The 19,455-nt window shown below is 64.5% G+C and carries 16 protein-coding genes; 8 read left to right on the forward strand and 8 right to left on the reverse strand.

All coding sequences use genetic code 11. The annotated features are described in order from the left end of the window. Window positions 1-138: 138 nt before the first annotated feature. Entirely contained in the window at window positions 139-867 is a 729-nt protein-coding gene (cysZ, locus tag QME24_RS13420) for a sulfate transporter CysZ (protein WP_029887751.1), read from the reverse strand. Between the two features lie 322 nt (window positions 868-1,189). On the opposite strand from cysZ, the gene trxB reads away from it, so the two are divergent. After that, window positions 1,190-2,152 carry a thioredoxin-disulfide reductase gene (trxB, locus tag QME24_RS13425; RefSeq protein WP_003247318.1) on the forward strand — a complete coding sequence of 321 codons (963 nt, stop codon included), beginning with the start codon at window positions 1,190-1,192 and terminating at the stop codon, window positions 2,150-2,152. A 377-nt stretch (window positions 2,153-2,529) separates the two neighbouring features. Here the strand turns inward: trxB and nadC are convergent, their stop codons facing one another. Next, on the reverse strand, window positions 2,530-3,378 hold the full coding sequence (gene nadC / locus QME24_RS13430) for a carboxylating nicotinate-nucleotide diphosphorylase (protein ID WP_029886922.1): 849 nt from the start codon (window positions 3,376-3,378) through the stop codon (window positions 2,530-2,532). Window positions 3,379-3,599: 221 nt separating this feature from the next. Here nadC and QME24_RS13435 point away from each other — a divergent pair, with 221 nt between their 5' ends. The 3 genes from QME24_RS13435 (at window position 3,600) to ampE (ending at window position 7,202) form a co-directional block, all read left to right on the forward strand. Beyond that, on the forward strand, window positions 3,600-5,729 hold the full coding sequence (locus tag QME24_RS13435; RefSeq protein ID WP_232893012.1) for a DUF1631 domain-containing protein: 2,130 nt from the start codon (window positions 3,600-3,602) through the stop codon (window positions 5,727-5,729). 73 nt (window positions 5,730-5,802) lie between these two features. Further along, window positions 5,803-6,375, forward strand: a complete 573-nt coding sequence (gene ampD / locus QME24_RS13440) for a 1,6-anhydro-N-acetylmuramyl-L-alanine amidase AmpD (protein ID WP_232893011.1) — start codon at window positions 5,803-5,805, stop codon at window positions 6,373-6,375. Further along, the gene (gene ampE / locus QME24_RS13445; protein ID WP_009682704.1) at window positions 6,372-7,202 is read left to right on the forward strand and encodes a regulatory signaling modulator protein AmpE; all 831 of its coding nucleotides are present in this window, start codon (window positions 6,372-6,374) and stop codon (window positions 7,200-7,202) included. Before ampD ends, ampE begins: the two co-directional genes overlap by 4 nt. Before the next feature lie 21 nt (window positions 7,203-7,223). Here the strand turns inward: ampE and QME24_RS13450 are convergent, their stop codons facing one another. Together QME24_RS13450 and cra are read right to left on the reverse strand one after the other, a co-directional pair. Continuing rightward, window positions 7,224-8,000 carry a TatD family hydrolase gene (locus QME24_RS13450; RefSeq protein WP_054881926.1) on the reverse strand — a complete coding sequence of 259 codons (777 nt, stop codon included), beginning with the start codon at window positions 7,998-8,000 and terminating at the stop codon, window positions 7,224-7,226. 2 nt (window positions 8,001-8,002) lie between these two features. Then, window positions 8,003-8,998: a catabolite repressor/activator gene (cra, locus tag QME24_RS13455; RefSeq protein ID WP_029886926.1), complete on the reverse strand. Its 996-nt coding sequence runs from the start codon at window positions 8,996-8,998 to the stop codon at window positions 8,003-8,005. 388 nt (window positions 8,999-9,386) lie between these two features. Here cra and ptsP point away from each other — a divergent pair, with 388 nt between their 5' ends. From ptsP to QME24_RS13470, 3 genes are read left to right on the forward strand one after another with little or no spacing between them, the layout of a single operon-like run. Then, a complete protein-coding gene (ptsP, locus tag QME24_RS13460) occupies window positions 9,387-12,239 on the forward strand; it encodes a phosphoenolpyruvate--protein phosphotransferase (protein ID WP_281690860.1) in 2,853 nt (950 codons plus the stop codon). Beyond that, entirely contained in the window at window positions 12,240-13,187 is a 948-nt protein-coding gene (gene pfkB, locus QME24_RS13465; protein ID WP_281690861.1) for a 1-phosphofructokinase, read from the forward strand. After that, the gene (locus QME24_RS13470; RefSeq protein WP_009682710.1) at window positions 13,184-14,923 is read left to right on the forward strand and encodes a PTS fructose-like transporter subunit IIB; all 1,740 of its coding nucleotides are present in this window, start codon (window positions 13,184-13,186) and stop codon (window positions 14,921-14,923) included. The genes pfkB and QME24_RS13470 overlap by 4 nt, the downstream gene beginning before the upstream one ends. A gap of 98 nt (window positions 14,924-15,021) precedes the next feature. Here QME24_RS13470 and QME24_RS13475 read toward each other — a convergent pair whose 3' ends face one another. Continuing rightward, window positions 15,022-15,240: a DUF3820 family protein gene (locus QME24_RS13475; RefSeq protein WP_281690862.1), complete on the reverse strand. Its 219-nt coding sequence runs from the start codon at window positions 15,238-15,240 to the stop codon at window positions 15,022-15,024. A 201-nt stretch (window positions 15,241-15,441) separates the two neighbouring features. Here QME24_RS13475 and QME24_RS13480 point away from each other — a divergent pair, with 201 nt between their 5' ends. Continuing rightward, a complete protein-coding gene (locus QME24_RS13480) occupies window positions 15,442-15,918 on the forward strand; it encodes a PA2169 family four-helix-bundle protein (RefSeq protein ID WP_009682712.1) in 477 nt (158 codons plus the stop codon). On the opposite strand, the gene QME24_RS13485 is transcribed toward QME24_RS13480, so the two are convergent. The 3 genes from QME24_RS13485 to QME24_RS13495 all read right to left on the reverse strand — a co-directional run bounded on the left by QME24_RS13485 (window position 15,915) and on the right by QME24_RS13495 (window position 19,406). Next, entirely contained in the window at window positions 15,915-17,405 is a 1,491-nt protein-coding gene (locus QME24_RS13485) for a sensor domain-containing diguanylate cyclase (protein ID WP_235768508.1), read from the reverse strand. The genes QME24_RS13480 and QME24_RS13485 overlap by 4 nt on opposite strands. A gap of 236 nt (window positions 17,406-17,641) precedes the next feature. Further along, a complete protein-coding gene (locus tag QME24_RS13490) occupies window positions 17,642-18,976 on the reverse strand; it encodes an OprD family porin (RefSeq protein WP_281690863.1) in 1,335 nt (444 codons plus the stop codon). 205 nt (window positions 18,977-19,181) lie between these two features. Beyond that, window positions 19,182-19,406, reverse strand: a complete 225-nt coding sequence (locus QME24_RS13495) for a hypothetical protein (protein WP_029888076.1) — start codon at window positions 19,404-19,406, stop codon at window positions 19,182-19,184. Window positions 19,407-19,455: the final 49 nt, after the last annotated feature.

The following is a 19,455-nucleotide window of genomic DNA, read 5'->3' on the forward strand; positions in this document are numbered from 1 at the left end:
GTAGGAGCGGCCTTGTGTCGCGATAGGGCCGCAAAGCGGCCCCAACAATTTGTGCATTAACGTTGAGATCCTGGGGCCGCGTTGCGGCCCTATCGCGACACAAGGCCGCTCCTACAGAGATCGCGTAACGCCCAGGGATCAGTCCCGCTCCCGGACCCAGAACAACGTAGCCCCGGCCACCGCCGCCGGCATCATCAGCACGTTCACCCCCGGGATCAGCAACGCCAGGTACGTCACCCCGCCAAAGCCCAGGCTCTGCCAGCGCTTCTGGCGCAGCCAGGCCAGCATGTCCTGCCAGCTCATCTTGTTGTTGTCGGCCGGGTAGTCGATGTACTGGATGGCCATCATCCATACGCCGAAGATCAGCCACAGCGGCGCGGCTACCACGTTGACCACCGGAACCAGTGAGAGGATGAACAGGCCGATGGCCCGTGGCAGGAAGTAGCCCAGCTTGCGCATTTCGCGACTGAGCGTGCGCGGTACCATTGCCACCAGTTCGCCCCAGCTGAATGCCGGGAAGTTGTCTTCGCCACGTATCACCACTTCAACCTTTTCGGCGAGAAAACCGTTGAACGGTGCGGCGATGACGTTGGCGACCAGCGTGAAGGTGAAGAACACCATCAACACCACCAAGGCGACGAACAGCGGCCAGAGGATGTAGGTAAGGAAGCTCAGCCAGCTCGGCAAGCTTGGCATCAGGGCATCCACCCAGAGGCTGAACTGATGGCCGGCGAAGTAGATCAGGCCACCGAACAGCAGCAGGTTGACCGCCAGCGGCAGCAGCACGAACAAGCGCAGGTTGGGGCTGAGCACCAGTTTCAGGCCTTCGCGCAGGTATTGGGGGCCAGAGAGGACAGGGGCTTGCATCAAGGTACTCCGCAGAGAAGGGAAACGCGCTGACCTTACCGAGTTTGGCGTGCCGACGAAAGGCAGCGGGTGGTTGGGAAACCGGCTGTAACAAAAGCATCGACAGTATGATCACCGATGAAATCGCAGCATAGACGATGCCTATGAGGTGGATTGTCGAAGGATATTTCCTTAATCTTTGCGACCTCGCTACAGTGCGTTCACCTTTCCGCTTTCCGGGCCTGCGCGTTGTAGCCTTCCCCAAGTGCTGCGTGGGTCCTTTTAAATTTTCCAGCTGGCGCCGCCGGTGTATCGACATCGGCCCGCTCGACAGGAGTTCGACATGTCTGAAGTACGTCATTCGCGCGTCATCATTCTGGGTTCCGGCCCTGCCGGTTACAGCGCTGCGGTGTATGCCGCCCGTGCCAACCTCAAGCCGCTGCTGATCACCGGCATGCAGGCCGGCGGCCAGCTGACCACCACTACCGAAGTCGACAACTGGCCGGGCGACCCGCACGGCCTGACTGGCCCGGCCCTGATGCAGCGTATGCAGGAGCATGCCGAGCGTTTCGAAACCGAGATCGTGTTCGACCACATCAATGCTGTCGACCTGGCCAACAAGCCATTCACCCTGCAGGGTGACAGCGGCAAGTACACCTGCGACGCACTGATCATCGCCACTGGCGCCAGCGCCCGCTACCTGGGCCTGCCGTCGGAAGAAACCTTCATGGGCAAGGGCGTTTCGGCCTGCGCTACCTGCGACGGGTTCTTCTACCGCAACAAGCCGGTCGCTGTGGTGGGCGGTGGCAACACTGCCGTGGAAGAGGCCTTGTACCTGGCCAATATCGCCAGCAAGGTGACCCTGGTGCACCGCCGCGAAACCTTCCGCGCCGAGAAGATCCTGGTCGACAAGCTCAACGCCCGCGTGGCCGAAGGCAAGATCGAGCTCAAGCTCAACGCCACCCTGGACGAAGTACTGGGTGACAACATGGGCGTGACCGGTGCGCGCCTGAAGAACAACGACGGCAGCAGCGATGAAATCAAGGTCGATGGCGTGTTCATCGCCATTGGCCATACCCCGAACACGTCGCTGTTCGAAGGCCAGCTGACTCTCAAGGACGGCTACCTGGTGGTCAACGGCGGCCGTGAAGGCAATGCTACCGCCACCAACGTCGAAGGCGTATTCGCGGCCGGTGACGTGGCCGACCACGTGTACCGCCAGGCGATTACCTCGGCCGGTGCTGGCTGCATGGCAGCGCTGGACGTCGAGCGCTACCTGGACGGGTTGGCCAACGCCTCGTTCTGATTTGCCAAGCGCACGGGGGCCACGCGCCCCCAACTGGAAACCGGCTTGCCGCAGCATCTTCAGCGCCTGTGAGTTTGAGCGCCGCCCGCGCGGCGCATCGCGAGCTGCGCTCGCTCCTACGTTTGTTTCGGGCCAGTAATCCCTGTGCCAGGCGCGCGCGGCCGCCTTGTTCGTACGGCGCCATATTGAGGCATGCGCCAAGGCGTTCGCGCGCAGATCCCACAGGCATAATTGGCCTGAAAAAAAACGTAGGAGCGAGCGCAGCTCGCGATGCGCCGCGCGGGCGGCGCTCGATCTCCCAGGCGCTGCATATCTTGTGGCAAACACCTGTCAGCCCTGATGCGATCCCTGTGGGAGCTGGCTTGCCTGCGATCAGCTCACAGGCTCAGCCGCATCGACAGGTCGACCGCCTTCACATCCTTGGTCATCGCCCCGATCGAGATGTAGTCCACGCCCGTTTCGGCAATCACCCGCAGGGTGGTCTCGTTGACCCCGCCGCTGGCCTCCAGCTTGGCCTTGCCGGCCGTGATGCGCACAGCCTCACGCATTTCTTCCAGGCTCAGTTCGTCGAGCATGATGATGTCAGCCCCCGCCGCCAGCGCCTCGCGCAGTTCGCCAAGGCTCTCCACTTCTATTTCCACCGGTTTGCCCGGGGCAATGCGGTGCGCAGCCGCCACGGCCTGAGCCACGCCACCGCTGGCGGCGATGTGGTTCTCCTTGATCAGGAAAGCGTCGTACAGGCCGATGCGGTGGTTGTCGCAGCCGCCACAGGTCACCGCGTACTTTTGCGCCAGGCGCAGGCCAGGCAGCGTTTTGCGGGTGTCCAGCAGGCGCACCTGGGTGCCTTCTACCAGGCTGGCAAGAAAGCGCGCACGGGTGGCGACACCCGACAGCAGTTGCAGGAAGTTCAGGGCACTGCGCTCACCGCTGAGCAGCGAACGGGCTGGGCCTTCGAGGTGAAACAGGGGCTGGTTGGCGCTGGCACGGTCACCGTCAGTGACTTGCCAGTGCACCGCCACCCGCGGGTCGAGCTGGCGGAATACCGCATCGACCCAGGCAGTGCCGGCGATCACACAGTCCTCGCGGGTGATGATGGTCGCCTTGGCCAGGCGCTCGGCCGGGATCAACTGTGCGGTGATATCGCCACTGCCGATGTCCTCCAACAGCGCACGGCGCACGTTGGCTTCGATTTCAGCGGTCAGGTCGGCAAGGCGTAGGTTCGGCATGGTCGGCTCCACAAGCAAGATGCCCGCGATTATAGGGCAGGGGGCTGGTGTGTACAGCCGCCTTGGCGCCGACCTTTGGTCGGCGCGTGGGGGGCGCCTGCCTGGGGTGAATCCGTGCTGGCAGCGCTGAGGGTTTTTGCCGATAATGGCGACCAGTATTTGGCGTCATAGCTTTGACGATACCTGCTGCGGCGGGCAACCCACCCTGCAAGGAGTCCAGGATGCATGAAGAAGGCAAGGTGGTGCCCCTGGCGGCCGCCATCGACCGGGGCCGGCGTGCGCCTCTGCCTTGCCATCCGGTGTTGCTGCTGCAAGTACGCGACAAGGCCGCCCTGCAGTTGCGCCTGGGCTTGCAGGCGCTGTTCGACAACGCTGACGACACCCTGTTCGAGATGGCTGACAAAGCCTTCGAGCACGCCGACCAGAACTTGTATTTCGAGGCCATGCGCGACCTGCGCCTGAAGCGCAAAAGCATTGAGCGTGGCTTTCTCGACATCTTCCATACGACTTTCGCCCGCATCGGCCAGGCGGACCTGTTGCTGCACCTGGCCCAGCCGGGGAACACGTGCGGCAAAGCGCAGGCCGAGCGGGTCGCTGCTGTCGAAGGCATGGTGGGGCGCGTGCTGGCACGTCATCGCCCGGCCTTGCAACAGCTCGGGCTGCGCTTGCAGGTGCTGCTCGACCGCCCCGTGTACGAGGGCGACAACCCGCTAGGGCCCGCCGCATTATGTGGTTACTTCCTCGATGCCGGGCGTAACCTGGGGGTTTGCCTGCGGGTGAAGCTGGTGTTGCTCACGCTGTTCGAGCGCTATGTGCTCAGTGATGCCGATGTGATCTACGGCGAGGCCAACCAGCTGCTGGCTGCCGCCGGCGTGCTGCCCGAACTGCAACCGGTACCGCGCCGGCCTGCCGAGGAGCGGCGCCTGGGCGCGCGACGTTGCCCGCCCATGCCAGGCCAGGATGTGGGCGCGGACGCAGCCGGGCAGGCGTTTTTTGCCTCGTTGCAAACCCTGCTGGCGCCGGTGCGGGGGCAATTTGCCCCACGTTTGCAGGGGGTGGCTGCCGCCCAGCCGATCAGCACCACCGACCTGCTGCGGTTACTGACCCATTTGCAGCATTATGTGCCCGCCACGCACGAGGCAGATGACTTCGAGCTTGGCCAGCAGCTTGAGCAATTGCTGCTGCGGGTCAGCGTGCGCAGTGGCATACGCAGGCGTATCGCGGTCGCCGACGAAGACATGATCAACCTGGTGAACCTGCTGTTCGCGTTCATTCAGCAGGACGACAACCTGCCGGCCAGCCTGCGGGCGCTGATCATCCGGCTGCACATCCCGCTGCTGAAGGTGGCGCTGCTGGACAAGGGGTTGTTCTGCCGGGCTGGCCACCCCGCACGGCGGCTGCTCAACGAAATCGCAGCGGCGGCCATCGGCTGGGAGAGTGGCCGCGAAGATGTGCGCGACAGTCTGCACGTGCGGGTGGCGCTGATCGTGCAGCGCGTGCTCGGTGATTTTGACGAAGATACCCGCGTGTTCGACCACCTGCTGCAAGATTTTCTCGCGTTCAGCCAAGAGGAGCGGCGGCGCAGCGATTTGCTCGAGCAACGTACCCGCGACGCCGAAGAGGGCCGCGCACGCACCTTGCAGGCCAGGCACCAAGTGCAGCAATTGCTCAACCAGCGCCTGCGCGGCCAGGTGTTGCCCCAGGTAGTGGTGCAGATGCTGGTACAGGCCTGGAGCCAGGTCCTGCTGCTGGCCTGGCTGAAGCACGGCGAGGGTTCCGGGGCCTGGTGCGATGCCGTGCAGACCATGGACACGCTGCTGCTCAGCGTTACCCCGGGCCGTGAGCCGCAAACCCTGTTGCAGCAGGTGCCAGGGCTGCTCAAGGCGTTGCGCGACGGCTTGGCCAGCGTGGCGCAGGACTCGCTCACGACCCGCGCATTCTTCCAGCAGCTTGAGCGGTTGCACCTGTGCGCCTGCGGGGGAGGCCAGTGGCAACCCCTGGATCAGGTGCGGGTGACGCAAGCGATTGTCCTGGCAAGTGCCGAAGAACCAGGCTGCCCGCCGCCAGGGGGCGACAGCGGGCACGCTGCGGCAGTGCGCCAGGCGCAGCGCCTGCGCGTCGGAACCTGGGTCCAGGTGCTGGATGAAGACCCACCGCTGCGCTGCAAGCTGGTAGCACGTGTCGAGAACAGCGACAGGCTGGTGTTCAGCAACCGCACCGGCCTGAAAGTGCGAGAGTGGAGCAGCGCCAGCCTGGCCAGGGCACTGCAGCGCGGCGAAGTGCGGGTGCTGGGGGACGGGCTGTTGTTCGAGCGTGCACTGGAGGCCGTACTTGACGGCCTGCGCCCGTGATCATTCACCTGCACAGGGCGTGAGCCGCAAGGCATACTGTTGTCCTGTTCAAGGCGTTTTCAGGATCTGCCCCATGCAATTGGACCGTGCCACTGGCTGGTTCCACGGAAACGGAATCACCCATTGCCCTTCGCCCAACTTCAATGCTCGGCCGGAGGGCGAAGCGATTTCCCTGCTGGTGATTCACAACATCAGCCTGCCGCCGGCGTGTTTCGGTACCGGCAAGGTTCAGCAATTTTTCCAGAACCGCCTGGCCCCCCAGGAACACCCGTACTTTGCCAGCATCAGCCACCTGACCGTGTCCGCCCACCTGTTCATCGAGCGTGATGGCGCGGTGACCCAGTTCGTGTCGCTGTGCGACCGCGCCTGGCACGCAGGTGTTTCGTGTTTCGACGGGCGCGAAGGCTGCAATGACTTCTCCATCGGCATCGAGCTGGAAGGCACTGACGACCTGCCCTATACCGATGCCCAGTACACCGTGCTGGAACAGCTTACGCGGCACATCTGCGGTGCCTGGCCGGCCATCGACCTGGGCCGTATCCAGGGCCATAGCGACATTGCCCCGCAGCGCAAGACCGACCCCGGCCCGGCATTCGACTGGCCGCGCTACCGTGAAGCGCTGCGGCACAACGAGGACAAGGCATGAGTTTTCTGGTGTTGGTGCTGGCGCTGTGGGTCGAGAAGTTCTCGGCCCTGCGCCATCAGGTTCAACGTGACGGTTTTTTCCTTGGTGAGCTGGTGCGCCTGGAGCGCAGCGGCAAGGTTCACCCGTGGTGGACGCTGACGCTTCTGGTGCTGGCGCCGGTCGCCCTGCTGGTCTTGCTGTTGCACGTACTGGAGCCCGTGGCCTATGGCCTGCTGGCGCTGCCGGTGCATCTGCTGGTGTTGGTCTACAGCCTGGGCCGCGGTGACGCCAAGGCCTCGCTCGGCCCGTTCCGTGACGCCTGGCGCCGGGGCGATGACCAGGCCGCCTTGCACGTGGCAGAGCGCGACCTTGGCCTGGCGGCCGATGAGCCGCACACGTTGTTGGTGCGGGTGCAGGGCAACTTGCTGTGGCAGGTGTACCAGGGCTTCTTCGCCGTGATCTTCTGGTATTTCGTGCTGGGGCCGGGGGCAGCGTTGGCGTATCGGTTACTGGCGCTGTGCGCTGGTCGCAGCGGGCAAGCGGTGCTGAAGGCGCGCGCCGAGCAGTTGCGGCACATCATGGACTGGCTGCCGGTGCGCGTGCTGGCGTTGAGCTTTGCCTTGGTGGGCAATTTCCTGGCGGTGACGCGGGTGATGCTGCACGAGGTGCTCAACTGGCACATCAGCGCCGCACACCTGGTGGCCCGGGTCGGGCGCGTTGCCGACGACATTCCCGACGATGAAGACAGCCAGCGTGGGTTGGGGCGCCTGGACAGCCTGTGGGAGCTGCTGCTGCGCTGTGGGGTGTTGTGGTATGCCGCGTTCGCGCTGTGGACGGTGCTGGCCTGAAATCAGGCGGGCGCAGCGCGGCTACCAGCCGAACAGCTCACACGCGTTGCGGGTACTCGCTGCAGCCAGCTCGCCGGCCTCGACACCCATCACTTGTGCCAGCGCACCGGCTATCTCGGGCAGATGCTCCGGGCTGTTCCTCACCCCTGGGAACATGGCCGGCGCCATGTCTGGCGCATCGGTCTCCAGCACCACGCTGTCCAGCGGCAGGCGCGCCAGGGTCTTGCGCAGCCGCAATGCCTGCGGCCAGGTCGCTGCACCGCCCAGCCCCAGCCGAAAGCCCAGCTTGATGTACTCGCGGGCCTCTTCATAACTGCCGGCAAAGGCATGCACCACACCCGCCCGTGCCGGTTTGTAGCGCTTGAGCGTGGCAATTACCTGGGCATGGCTGCGGCGCACGTGCAACAGCGCCGGCAGCTGGAAATCACACGCCATCTGCAGTTGTGCTTCGAACAACGCCTGTTGGCGGGCCTTGTCCAGGTGTTCGAGGTAATAGTCCAGGCCAAATTCGCCCACTGCACACAGCCGTGGGTCACCGCGCAGGCGCTCCAGCCACTCGCGCAATTGCTGCAGGTGCTCGGGCCGATGCTGCTCCAGGTAGACCGGGTGCAGGCCCAGCGCGGCGTACAGGCCTGGTTCGGCGCCGGCCAGCGCCCACACCCGCTGGAAGTTCGCCTGGTAAACCCCGAGCACGACCATTCGCTCCACACCGCGGGCCGCTGCGTTGGCCAACAGGCGCGCGCGGTCGGCGTCGAAGTCGGGGAAGTCCAAGTGGGTGTGGGTGTCGATCAGGCGCATGTTCAGCCTGCGGCGATACGTTGTTTGAACGTACGGCCTATGGCATGCACGCCAGGTTCGTAGCGCTTTTCCTCGATGGCGGCCAGCGCCAGTTCCAGCGCAGTGGCGGCGATCAGGCCGTGCTGCTGGGCCATGGCATTGACCGGCAGTGGCAGGAAGTCCAGCAACTGGTTGTCGCCAAACGTGCCCAACTGCAGCTGCCGGGAGCCGGCGGGGCGCGCCTGCAATGTGTCGAATACCCCTTGCAGCAGCACATACGAGGTGGTCACCAGGGCATCGGGCAGGCCCCCCAGGTCGTCGATCAGTTGCTGCATCAGGCGCTGGCCGCAGGCCCGGCTGAAGGCTTCGCCCTGGTAGCGGCGCACGTCACCGGCATAGCCTTGCAGCGCTTCATCGAAACCACCTGCACGGGCCTGGCTGACCGACAGCTCCGGGCGGGCGCCGAGCAAGGCAATGCTGCGTGGCGCGGCGCGCAGCAGGCTGGCGGCCAGCTGGCGGCTGGCGTCGCGGTCGTCGCTGATCACCGAACAGAAATGCGCAGGGTTCAGGCGGCGGTCGATGGCGATCACCGGCAGGCCTTTGTTCTGCAGTTCGCGGTAGCTGTCATCTTCGGCTGGCAGGCAACTGGCAACGAACAGCGCATCGCAACGACGGGCGCGGAACAGTTGCTGCAACTGGCGTTCGCTTTCGGGTTGGTCATCGCTGCTGGCGATCAGCAACTGGTAGCCGCGGGCGCGGGCGCCCTGTTCCAGTTGCTTGGCAATGCGCGCGTAGCTGGGGTTCTCCAGATCCGGGAGAATGAACCCCAGGGTACGGGTATGCCGGCTGCGCAGGCCAGCAGCCTGTGGGTTGGGGGTGAAGCCGTGGGCCTCGACCACCGCGCGCACCCTGTCGACCGTGCTGCTGCTGATGCGTTGCTGTTCAGCCTTGCCATTGATGACGTAGCTGGCGGTGGTCACGGACACACCGGCCAGACGGGCGATATCGCTGAGTTTCACCGAATTTTCCTTGTTGTTACCGGGGCTGGCGGGCAGGCCGGGCCGGCTAGTTTGACCGCCTACCGGCCATCCGCGCAGACGACTATTGTCGCAATTGTCCGACAAGATGGGGCTTTTTCCTTGGCAGATTATCGAGTAACGTGGCCGCCTGGTCAGATTAAACGTTTCAGCTGCCGATTTTCTGCCTCGGCCGAGAAAGCTGCAAGCGTTAGGCTGGCAGCCCCAAGCTGCAAATTTCAACTTGCAAGCTATAAGAAAAAGCGTGTCGGTGCACTGTCCGCTTTCGCTTGCAACGCGCAGCTCGAGGCCTGCAGCCCGCCGCTGGCCGTTACGTGAATTTCACAACAATACTCCAGTACCCCAACGGGAACTGCATAAGGAGAAGGTCATGCTCGAGCTCGCCAAGGAGCAGATAGCCATGGGTCAGACGGCAGCCGACAAGGCTGAGGCCTTGCGCCTGCTGGCCGACCGGCTGGTTACCGATGGCCTGGTTGCCGAAGGGTACTTGCAAGGGCTGCAAGCCCGTGAGGCGCAAGGCTCTACCTTCCTTGGCCAGGGCATCGCCATTCCCCATGGTACGCCGCAAACCCGTGACCTGGTGTATGCCACCGGCGTACGCCTGTTGCAGTTCCCTGAAGGGGTGGACTGGGGTGATGGGCAGATGGTCTACCTGGCCATCGGCATCGCTGCGCGTTCCGATGAACACCTGCGCCTGCTGCAACTGCTGACCCGTGCGCTGGGCGAAACCGACCTGGCCGAAGCGCTGCGCCGCGCCAGCTCCGCCGAGGCGTTGCTCAAGCTGCTGCAAGGCGCGCCGCAAGCGCTGGCCCTGGATGCGCAACTGGTCGGCCTGAACCTGCCGGCCGAAGACTTCGACGAGCTGGCCTGGCGTGGGGCCCGGCTGTTGCAGCGCGCCGACTGCGTCGACAGCGGTTTTGCCGCCGTGCTGCAGCAGGCCGAGCCGCTGCCGCTGGGCGAAGGCCTGTGGTGGCTGCACAGCGAGCGCCAGGTGCGCCAGCCAGGCCTGGCCTTCGTCACCCCGCAACAGCCGCTGCGCTACCGTGACCAGCCGCTCAATGGCCTGTTTTGCCTGGCCAGCCTCGGCGCGGCCCACCAGGCCTTGCTGGAGCGGCTGTGCGAAGTGCTGATCGAAGGCCGCGGGCAGACGCTCTACCAGGCCACCAGTAGCCGTGCGGTGCTGGAGGTTCTGGGAGGCGAGGCGCCGCCAGACTGGCCCTGCGCCCGCGTGGTGCTGGCCAACCCGCATGGGCTGCATGCCCGCCCGGCCAAAGTGCTGGCGCAACTGGCCAAAGGCTTTGAAGGGGACATCCGCGTGCGCCTGGCCGACAGCGCCCAGCCAGCGGTGTCGGTGAAGAGCCTGAGCAAGCTGCTCAGCCTGGGCGCCCGCCGTGGCCAGGTGCTGGAATTGCTGGCCGAACCCGCGGTTGCCGCCGATGCCTTGCCAGCGTTGCTGGCCGCCATCGAGCAGGGCCTGGGCGAGGAAGTCGAGCCGCTGCCACAGGGCACCAGCGCTGAACCGGAGGCCGCGCCCGAGGTGGTACAAGCGCCACCGGCCGGGAGCCGCATTCAAGGCGTGGGCGCCGCCCCAGGCATCGCCAGCGGCCCCGCGCACGTGTGTGTCGAGCGCGAGTTCGACTACCCCCTGCGTGGCGAGTCGTGCACGCAGGAGCGGCAGAAGCTGCGCGACGCCCTGGCGGTCGTGAGCAGTGAACTGCAGGCGCTGGTGCAGCGCAGCGACAAAGCCATTGGCGAGATTTTCGTCACCCACCAGGAGATGCTTGCCGACCCCGCCCTGACCGACGATGTCGAACAGCGCCTGGCCCAAGGCGAGAGCGCCGCCGCCGCGTGGATGGCGGTGATCGAGGCCGCGGCCCGCCAGCAGGAGGCCTTGCACGATGCCTTGCTAGCTGAGCGCGCCGCCGACCTGCGTGACGTGGGCCGTCGCGTGCTGGCGCAGTTGTGCGGGGTGCAGGCGCAAGTGGAACCCGAGCAGCCCTACGTGCTGGTCATGACCGAAGTGGGCCCCTCCGATGTCGCACGGCTGGACCCGGGCCGGGTGGCCGGTATCGTCACCGCCCAGGGCGGCGCGACCGCGCACAGCGCCATCGTCGCCCGGGCCCTGGGTATCCCCGCCGTGGTTGGCGCAGGGGCCGCGATACTGCTGCTGCAAAGCGGTACACCGCTGCTGCTCGATGGCCAGCGCGGTACGGTCAGCGTGGCGCCGCCGGCCGATGAACTGCAACGCGCGCTGGCCGAGCGCGACCAGCGCGAGCAGCGTTTGCAGGCTGCCTGGGCCAGCCGTTTCGAGCCCGCGGTTACCCGTGATGGGCATGCAGTCGAGGTGTTTGCCAACATCGGCGAAAGCACTGGCATCGCCAAGGTGGTGGACCAAGGTGCCGAGGGCGTGGGCCTGTTGCGCACCGAGCTGATTTTCATGGCGCACCCTCAAGCGCCGGACGTGGCCACCCAGGAGGCCGAGTACCGCCGTGTGCTCGATGGCCTGGACGGGCGGCCGCTGGTAGTGCGTACCCTGGATGTCGGCGGTGACAAACCGTTGCCGTATTGGCCGATTGCAGCCGAAGAAAACCCGTTCCTTGGCGTGCGCGGCGTGCGCTTGACCCTGCAGCGCCCGCACCTCATGGAAGACCAGTTGCGTGCGTTGCTGCGGGCCGCCGACCAGCGGCCGCTGCGTATCATGTTCCCCATGGTCGGCCAGGTGCACGAATGGCGTGAGGCGCGGGCCATGGTCGAGCGTTTGCGTGCCGAAATCCCGGTCGCCGACCTGCAACTGGGCATCATGGTCGAGGTCCCCTCGGCAGCCCTGCTGGCGCCACAGCTGGCCCGCGAAGTGGACTTTTTCAGCATCGGCACCAACGACCTGACGCAGTACACCCTGGCCATCGACCGTGGCCACCCAAGCCTCTCGGCCCAGGCCGACGGCCTGCACCCGGCGGTGCTCAGCCTGATCGACATGACGGTGCGTGCCGCCCATGCCCATGGCAAATGGGTAGGTGTGTGCGGTGAGCTGGCGGCCGACCCGCAAGCGGTCGCCGTGTTGCTGGGCCTGGACGTGGATGAACTCAGCGTCGCTGCGCGCAGCATTGCCGAAGTCAAGGCCTTGGTCCGCCAGGCCGATCACCAAACGGCCCGCGCCCTGGCGCGCGAGGCCCTGCAACAGGACAGCGCGGCAGCGGTACGCGCGCTGGTGGAGCGTTACTGAATGGCCAAGATCCTCACCCTTACCCTGAACCCGGCGCTGGATCTCACCATCGGCCTGGGCACCTTGCGCCCAGGGCAAGTCAACCGCAGCCAGGCGCAGCACAGCCACGCCGCCGGCAAGGGGCTGAATGTCGCCCAGGTGCTGGCCGACCTGGGGCACAGCGTAACCGTGGGCGGCTTCCTCGGGGGTGACAACCTGCAACCGTTCGAGGCGCTGATCGAAACCCGCGGCTTCGCCGACTGCTTTGTCCGCGTGGCGGGTGAAACCCGCAGCAACATAAAGCTGGTCGAAGCCGATGGCCGCGTGACCGACATCAACGGCCAAGGCCCGCTGGTGGACCAGGCGGCGCGCGATGCCTTGCTCAGCCGCCTGGCCCAGGTCGCGCCAGGCCACGATGCGGTGGTGGTGGCCGGCAGCCTGCCGCGTGGGGTCAGCGCCGAGTGGTTCCAACAATTGCTCGAACAGCTCAAGGCCCAAGGCCTCAAGGTGGCCCTGGACAGCAGCGGTGAAGCTTTGCGGGCCGGTTTGCAAAGCGCGCCGTGGCTGGTCAAGCCCAATACCGAAGAACTGGGCGAAGTGCTCGGCGAGGCAGTGGTTACCCAGGCCCAGCAAGGCGCCGCTGCCGAGTGCCTGTTGGCCAGCGGCATCGAACACGTGGTGGTATCGGCGGGTGAGCAGGGGGTCAGCTGGTACATGCGCGACCGCGTGCTGCACGCAGTCCCGCCCACGGTGCGGGTCGCCAGCACGGTGGGGGCAGGGGATTCCCTGGTCGCCGGCATGGTGCATGGCCTGCTGCAGGGCGAAGCGCCCGCGCAGACCTTGTCCCGGGCCACCGCCATCGCCGCCCAGGCCGTCACCCAGGTTGGCTTCGGCATCTGCGACCGTGAGCAACTGGCTCGGCTGCAGGCGGCCGTGCAACTGACAGAACAACAAGAGGGTTGCCGATGAACATTGCCATTGTCACCGCCTGCCCTAATGGCCAGGTGTCGAGTTTGCTGAGTGCCCGCTTGCTGTCTGCCGCAGCCCAGCGGCGCGGTTGGAGCACCAGTGTCGAGGTGCAGGATGCCGAACACCCCGAGCGGCAACTGAGCGCGACGCAAATCGCCGAGGCCGACTGGGTGCTGGTGGTCAGCACCGGCCCGGTTGACCTGTCCCGCTTCGTCGGCAAGCGCCTGTTCCAGAGCACGCCGTCGCAGGCCCTGGCCGACCGCGAAGGTTTCCTCGATGAGGCGGCGGCCAACGCCCGCTTGCTGACGGATGTGCCAGGCAAGCCGGCGCTGGAAGAGCGTTCTGCCGGCGTCAAGATTGTTGCCGTCACAGCCTGCCCGACCGGTGTGGCTCACACCTTCATGGCCGCGGAGGCTTTGCAGCAGGCAGCGCAACAAGTGGGCTACCAGCTCACCGTGGAAACCCAGGGCTCGGTCGGCGCACGCAACCCGTTGTCTGCCGAAGCCATCGCCCAGGCCGATGTGGTGCTGTTGGCCGCCGACATCGAGGTGCCCACCGCCCGCTTTGCCGGCAAACGTATTTACCGCTGTGGTACTGGGGTCGCCCTCAAGCAGGCGCGGGCCACGCTGGACAAGGCCTTGGCCGAAGGCAAGGTGGAAAACAGCGCCGATGCCGCGGCGGCCGCGCCCGCCAAGGGTGAAAAGACCGGTGTGTACAAGCACCTGCTGACTGGCGTGTCGTTCATGCTGCCGATGGTGGTGGCGGGCGGCCTGCTGATCGCGCTGTCATTCGTGTTCGGCATCGAGGCCTACAAGGAGCCCGGCACCTTGCCGGCGGCGCTGATGCAGATTGGTGGCGAAGCGGCCTTCAAACTGATGGTGCCACTGCTGGCGGGCTATATTGCCTGGTCTATCGCCGACCGCCCCGGGTTGGCGCCGGGCATGATCGGTGGCCTGCTGGCGAGCACCCTGGGTGCCGGCTTCATTGGCGGCATCGTGGCCGGTTTCCTGGCGGGCTACAGCGCCAAGGCCATCGCCCGCTGGGCTCGTTTGCCCAGCAGCCTGGAGGCGCTCAAGCCGATCCTGATCATCCCGTTGCTGGCGAGCCTGTTCACCGGCCTGGTGATGATCTACGTGGTCGGCCAGCCGGTTGCAGCCATGCTGGAAGGCCTTACCCGCTTCCTGGACAGCATGGGCACCACCAACGCCATTCTGCTGGGGCTTTTGCTGGGCGGCATGATGTGTGTCGACCTTGGCGGGCCGATCAACAAGGCCGCCTATGCGTTCTCGGTGGGGCTGCTGGCCTCGTCGAGCTACGCCCCCATGGCCGCGACCATGGCGGCGGGCATGGTGCCGCCGATCGGCCTGGGTATCGCCACCTTCATTGCCCGGCGCAAGTTCGCGCAAAGCGAGCGCGAGGCCGGTAAGGCGGCCCTGGCGTTGGGGCTGTGCTTCATCTCGGAAGGGGCGATCCCGTTTGCTGCCAAAGACCCGCTGCGGGTTATTCCGGCCAGTGTCGCCGGTGGTGCGTTGACCGGGGCATTGTCGATGTACTTCGGCTGCAAGCTGATGGCCCCGCATGGCGGCTTGTTCGTGCTGCTGATCCCTAATGCGATCAACCACGCGCTGCTGTACCTGTTGGCGATCGTCGCGGGCAGTTTGCTCACGGCGGTGGTCTATGCCGTGATCAAGAAGAGTGAGCGGGTAGAGCTGGCTGTGGCGCCCGTTAAAGGCTAGCGGTTTGTATAGGCAGTACTGGCCTCTTCGCGGGTAAGCCCGCTCCTACAGGAATTTCGCAGGCTTGCAGAGTGCGCGGGCCACCTGAGGGAGCGGGTTCACCCGTGCTTCTGCCGCAATGGCTTTAGCAGATCACCCAGGCCGTTATGGTCGATCTCATGCATCAACGCCAGCACCCCCCCCAGTTCCCCCGTAGGGAAACCCTTGCGTGCGAACCAGGCCAGGTAGTCTCCCGGCAAGTCGGCAATGCATCGCCCCTGGTATTTGCCGAAGGGCATCGTGCGGGTCACCAACAGTTCCAGGGTTTCGGGTTTCATCAGCAGAGACCGGGTTGTGACGAAGCGCCGACCATACTGCAATCTGCACGAGCGCCCAAGCGGTAATCATGCAGAACACCGGTATCCGGCTTTTCTGGTTGTTATCTAAGCTGTTGATATTAAAGAATATTCAAGATCATTCCAGGTTGGCACGAACACTGCTCCTATCCAGATGACTATCACCTGCCAAGGAGCTTTACCATGAGCAACCCGAACAAAGACGTGATCGATGTACTGAACGACCTGATCGAGTACAGCAAGGACGGCGAGAAAGGTTTTCGTGAGTCGGCCGATGATGTCAAGAACCCGGAGCTGAAATCGTTCTTCGCCCAGCGCGCCGGCGAATGCGCCAATGCGGCCGGTGAACTGCAAAGCGAAGTGCGCCGCCTGGGTGGCGACCCGGAAACCTCTACCAGCTTCAGTGGCGACCTGCATCGCGGCTGGGTCAACCTTAAGTCGATGGTCACCGGCAAGGATGAAGAAGCAGTGCTCAACGAAGTGGAGCGCGGCGAGGACCATGCCCTGAAGGCTTATAAGGAAGCCCGTGAGAAGCTGGTTAAACTGGGCCGCACTGCCTCAGACACTACCTATGCCCTGGTGGAGAAGCAGCTGCAAGGCGTGCAGCGTAATCACGACCAGGTGAAAGCCCTGCGCAACGCTGCTCGCGCCCGCTCTTAAGCCTCTGGGCCCTCTACCCGGTTACGGCCTTTGGCCTTGGCCCGGTAGAGGGCCTCGTCCGCGGCACCCAGCAACCTGGCCAGGTCGTACTGGGTGCCGGACAGACCGATGCCGATGCTGACCGTGACCCCACGGGCATCATCGGCAAACGGTACAAGCTCTTCTACACTCCGGCGGATGCGCTCAGCCATTACTTGAGCACCTGCCAGGTCGGTCTCCGGCAGTACTACCTGAAACTCCTCCCCGCCGTAGCGCGCAGCCAGATCTGCAGGCCGTCTCAGGCATGCCTCGATGGCCTTGGCCACCTCGCGCAGGGCATGGTCGCCACCGGCATGACCATGGCGCTGGTTGAATGCCTTGAAATGGTCGACATCCACCATCAGCAACGCCAACGGCATGTGATTGCGCTGCGCCCGCGCCCACTCCTGCCGCAATACCTGATCCAGCCGCCGGCGGTTTGCCAAGCCGGTGAGGCTGTCGGTTGCTGCCAGTGTCGCCAAGCCCTGTTCGGCTTCGTGGCGGCGGCGCAATTCCCGGCCCAGCAGCAAGGTGAGCCAGAGGATGCCGATGCACAATACGCCCGTGGCGACACTGACCACCGTGGCGGTACGGCGCCACGATTGGAACACCTCGTCAGCTGAATGCTGCACCAGCACGATCAGCGGTAACTGCGCTACCCGGGCGAAGGTGAACATGCGTGGCTGGCCGTTACTGGTCGCGGGGGCGGTGAAACTCCCGTGCTGCTCGCGGAGAATGCGTTTGAAATTCGGCCGAGTGGCAAAATTGGTACCGATCTCAAGCGTTTCCGGGCGCGAGGTTTGCCGGGCGAGCAATTGCCCATCCGTGTTCAGCAGGCTGATGCTGCTGTCGTCGCCGATGTCCAGGCGCCGGAACAGCTCGTTGAAGTACGACAGGCGCAGCGCCCCGGCGGCGACCCCGGCAAACTCGCCTTGCGGCCCGGAAATACGCCGGCTGAAGCTGATGCACCAGTCCAGGTCACCCAGTTTGGCCTTGAATGGCGGGCCCACCAGCAGCCCCAGGTGAGCATTGTGCTGGTGCGCCCTGAAGACCCCGGTATCGCCAAAGTTGGCCTGGCGCGGCACGCTGCTGGTGGAGTCACCGACCACGTTGCCTTGCTTGTCCAGCCAAAGCACGTCACCGCGTTGGCGGTCGACGAACGCCTCATTGAACAGCAGACGCTGGCGCAACGGGCCGGGAATTTCCGGAAGCTCCTTGCGCCCAACGGCCCAGATCAACCCTTTGAGCGATTGGTCGTACAGCTCGGCATTGCGCAGGATGTCGCTTTCGATCAGTTGCACGATGTTGTTGGCTGAACGCACGGCCGACTGCTCGACGCTGTCCCGCTCGCGGGCCAGCAGGTAGCTGACGATCGCCACGATAGCGAGCACGGCGAGGCAACTGCCCAAATTGAGGGTCAGCTCGGGGTGCGACCTGTAAAATGCTCGAGGCGGGGATTGGGTGGGCATGGTCGCTACTGCAGGGGCAGGGCCATTCGCGGCGGCGGTATTCTAGGGAAGCAAGGATTGTCGGACAAGATTTGTCCGACGGAATCACGCTGTACTGCATGTTGGATTTACGCTGAACCCTGTGGGAGCGGGCGTGCCCGCGGAGCAAGTGTTGCGGTGTATGGCACCGGCTTCACCGGTGTTCGCGGGCATGCCCGCTCCCACAGGCGTTCAGGTGTGCTGCCTGCAAACGAGGGTCAGAACACGTTCACGGGGTAATCGACGATCACCCGCAGTTCATCGTTGTCGCTGTTGCTGTCGATCGAGGCATAGCCCTGGCTGCCACGGTGGGTGGCATAGCGCACCAGCACCGACAGGTCCTTCAGGTCACCCTCCTGGAACACGTACTTCAAGTCCAGGTCGCGTTCCCAATGCATGGCGTTCTTGCCATCGGCACGGTAGTAGTCGTAATGGGTGGTGTCCTGGGTGGCCTTGGTCAGGTCCGCTTCGCCGCGCGAATAGGACAGCGAGCTGGTCAGGCCAGGCACGCCGACACCTGCGAAGTCATAGTTGTACTGCAGCTTCCACGACCGCTCGTTGGGGGCGTTGAAGTCCGAGTACATGCGCGAGTTGTCCAGGTACACGCTGTCGCCCAGGTTGATGTAGTCGAACGGGGTGTTGCCATTGACCCGCTGGTAGGCGGCGGTGACGCTGTGGTACCCGGCGTTGACGGTGAAGTGCACGCTGTAGGTGTTGTTGTCGATCTTGCCCAGCAGGGCCTGGCCGGTGTCCTGGGTGTGATAGAAGTGCACACCGGGGTTCAGGCTGACCAGATCGCTGACCACGTAGGTGTAGTCGAGATCAGCGTAGTACTGGTTCCAGATGTCCTTCAGTTCGGCGGCGTACAGGTTGGCGGTGATGTTCGGCGTACCGCTCCAGGAGGCACCAGCCCAGTTCAGGTGCTTGCTCTTGTCGTGTTCGTCGAGCGAGCCGTAGTAGGTGTCGATGCGGCGGTGGCCACTCTGGTTGTACGGGTGGGTGAAGCTCACCTGGCCGCCTTCGAGCAGCAAACCGTCGACGCTGGTGTTGGTCAGGCTCACACCGCGGAAGGTTTGCGGCAGCATGCGGGTTTCGCCGCCGGCAATCACCGGGTTGGTGAGGAACAGGTCACCGGCCTTCAGTTCGGTGTCGAAGGCTTTGAGCTTGACTGCAGCGCCAGCGGTGGAAAACGAATGCGGCGCAGCACCCAGTTCGCCGTCGTCCTTGATGTGCGCTGGCAGGATGCTGGTGCCGGCATGGCCGCCGCCACCGTCGAGCTTCAGGCCCAGCATGGCATGGGCGTCCAGGCCAAAACCGACCGTGCCTGGGGTGTAGCCCGACTCGAACCGCGCTACTGCGCCCTGGCCCCACTCGCGGGTATCGCGCACGCCGGCGTTGTGGTTGTCGCGGTTGAAGTAGGCATTGCGCAAATGCAGATTGAAGGACGACCCTTCGATGAAGCCATCAGCCTTGTCTTCATCTGCCTGGGCGGCGCAAGGGATCGTTGCAGTCAATGCAATGAAAAACGGGGTGAAACGAAACGCGGAAGGCACCGGTAGAAGCTCCTTTGGTCTGACGGTGGGGCAGTTTTTATTTTGAATGTGCGTCTTTCTTATGGGTAAACGTTACAGCCGGGCTGAGAGTTACGGGCACATAAAAAAAGCCGCTGATGAGCAGCGGCTTTAAAAGGCTAACATATCGGCACAGGCTGTGCCCATGGCGTAGCCAAGGGAAAGTGGAAGCAACAACAGCGCCTGATCAGCTGTCGGCTTTGGCATCGACAGAGGCCTTGGAAGCTGTCTGTTCAGCATCTTTCATCACGTCGGCCTTATGTGCGGCAACGCTTTCGCGGGCCTCTTGGTGCACGGCGGCGAGTTCGCTGTTACGGTTGACGAACGCCGGCGATTCTTCGGCCATGGCCAGGGGCGACAACAACAGGGACGACAGGACGAAAACGCTGGCAATACCCATACTGTTGGACATTTGAAACTACCTTCTTGCTGTGCAAGTGCTAATGAGGACGGGCTAAAGT

The sequence above is a fragment of the Pseudomonas sp. PARCl1 genome, assembly GCF_947311875.1.
Classification (GTDB): Bacteria; Pseudomonadota; Gammaproteobacteria; order Pseudomonadales; family Pseudomonadaceae; genus Aquipseudomonas; species Aquipseudomonas juntendi.

Coding starts and splice junctions, on each gene's coding strand:
- cysZ (WP_029887751.1), bottom strand. CDS start 867: ATGCAAGCCCCTGTCCTCTCTGGCCCCCAATACCTGCGCGAAGGCCTG.
- trxB (WP_003247318.1), top strand. CDS start 1,190: ATGTCTGAAGTACGTCATTCGCGCGTCATCATTCTGGGTTCCGGCCCT.
- nadC (WP_029886922.1), bottom strand. CDS start 3,378: ATGCCGAACCTACGCCTTGCCGACCTGACCGCTGAAATCGAAGCCAAC.
- QME24_RS13435 (WP_232893012.1), top strand. CDS start 3,600: ATGCATGAAGAAGGCAAGGTGGTGCCCCTGGCGGCCGCCATCGACCGG.
- ampD (WP_232893011.1), top strand. CDS start 5,803: ATGCAATTGGACCGTGCCACTGGCTGGTTCCACGGAAACGGAATCACC.
- ampE (WP_009682704.1), top strand. CDS start 6,372: ATGAGTTTTCTGGTGTTGGTGCTGGCGCTGTGGGTCGAGAAGTTCTCG.
- QME24_RS13450 (WP_054881926.1), bottom strand. CDS start 8,000: ATGCGCCTGATCGACACCCACACCCACTTGGACTTCCCCGACTTCGAC.
- ptsP (WP_281690860.1), top strand. CDS start 9,387: ATGCTCGAGCTCGCCAAGGAGCAGATAGCCATGGGTCAGACGGCAGCC.
- pfkB (WP_281690861.1), top strand. CDS start 12,240: ATGGCCAAGATCCTCACCCTTACCCTGAACCCGGCGCTGGATCTCACC.
- QME24_RS13470 (WP_009682710.1), top strand. CDS start 13,184: ATGAACATTGCCATTGTCACCGCCTGCCCTAATGGCCAGGTGTCGAGT.
- QME24_RS13475 (WP_281690862.1), bottom strand. CDS start 15,240: ATGAAACCCGAAACCCTGGAACTGTTGGTGACCCGCACGATGCCCTTC.
- QME24_RS13480 (WP_009682712.1), top strand. CDS start 15,442: ATGAGCAACCCGAACAAAGACGTGATCGATGTACTGAACGACCTGATC.
- QME24_RS13485 (WP_235768508.1), bottom strand. CDS start 17,405: ATGCCCACCCAATCCCCGCCTCGAGCATTTTACAGGTCGCACCCCGAG.
- QME24_RS13495 (WP_029888076.1), bottom strand. CDS start 19,406: ATGTCCAACAGTATGGGTATTGCCAGCGTTTTCGTCCTGTCGTCCCTG.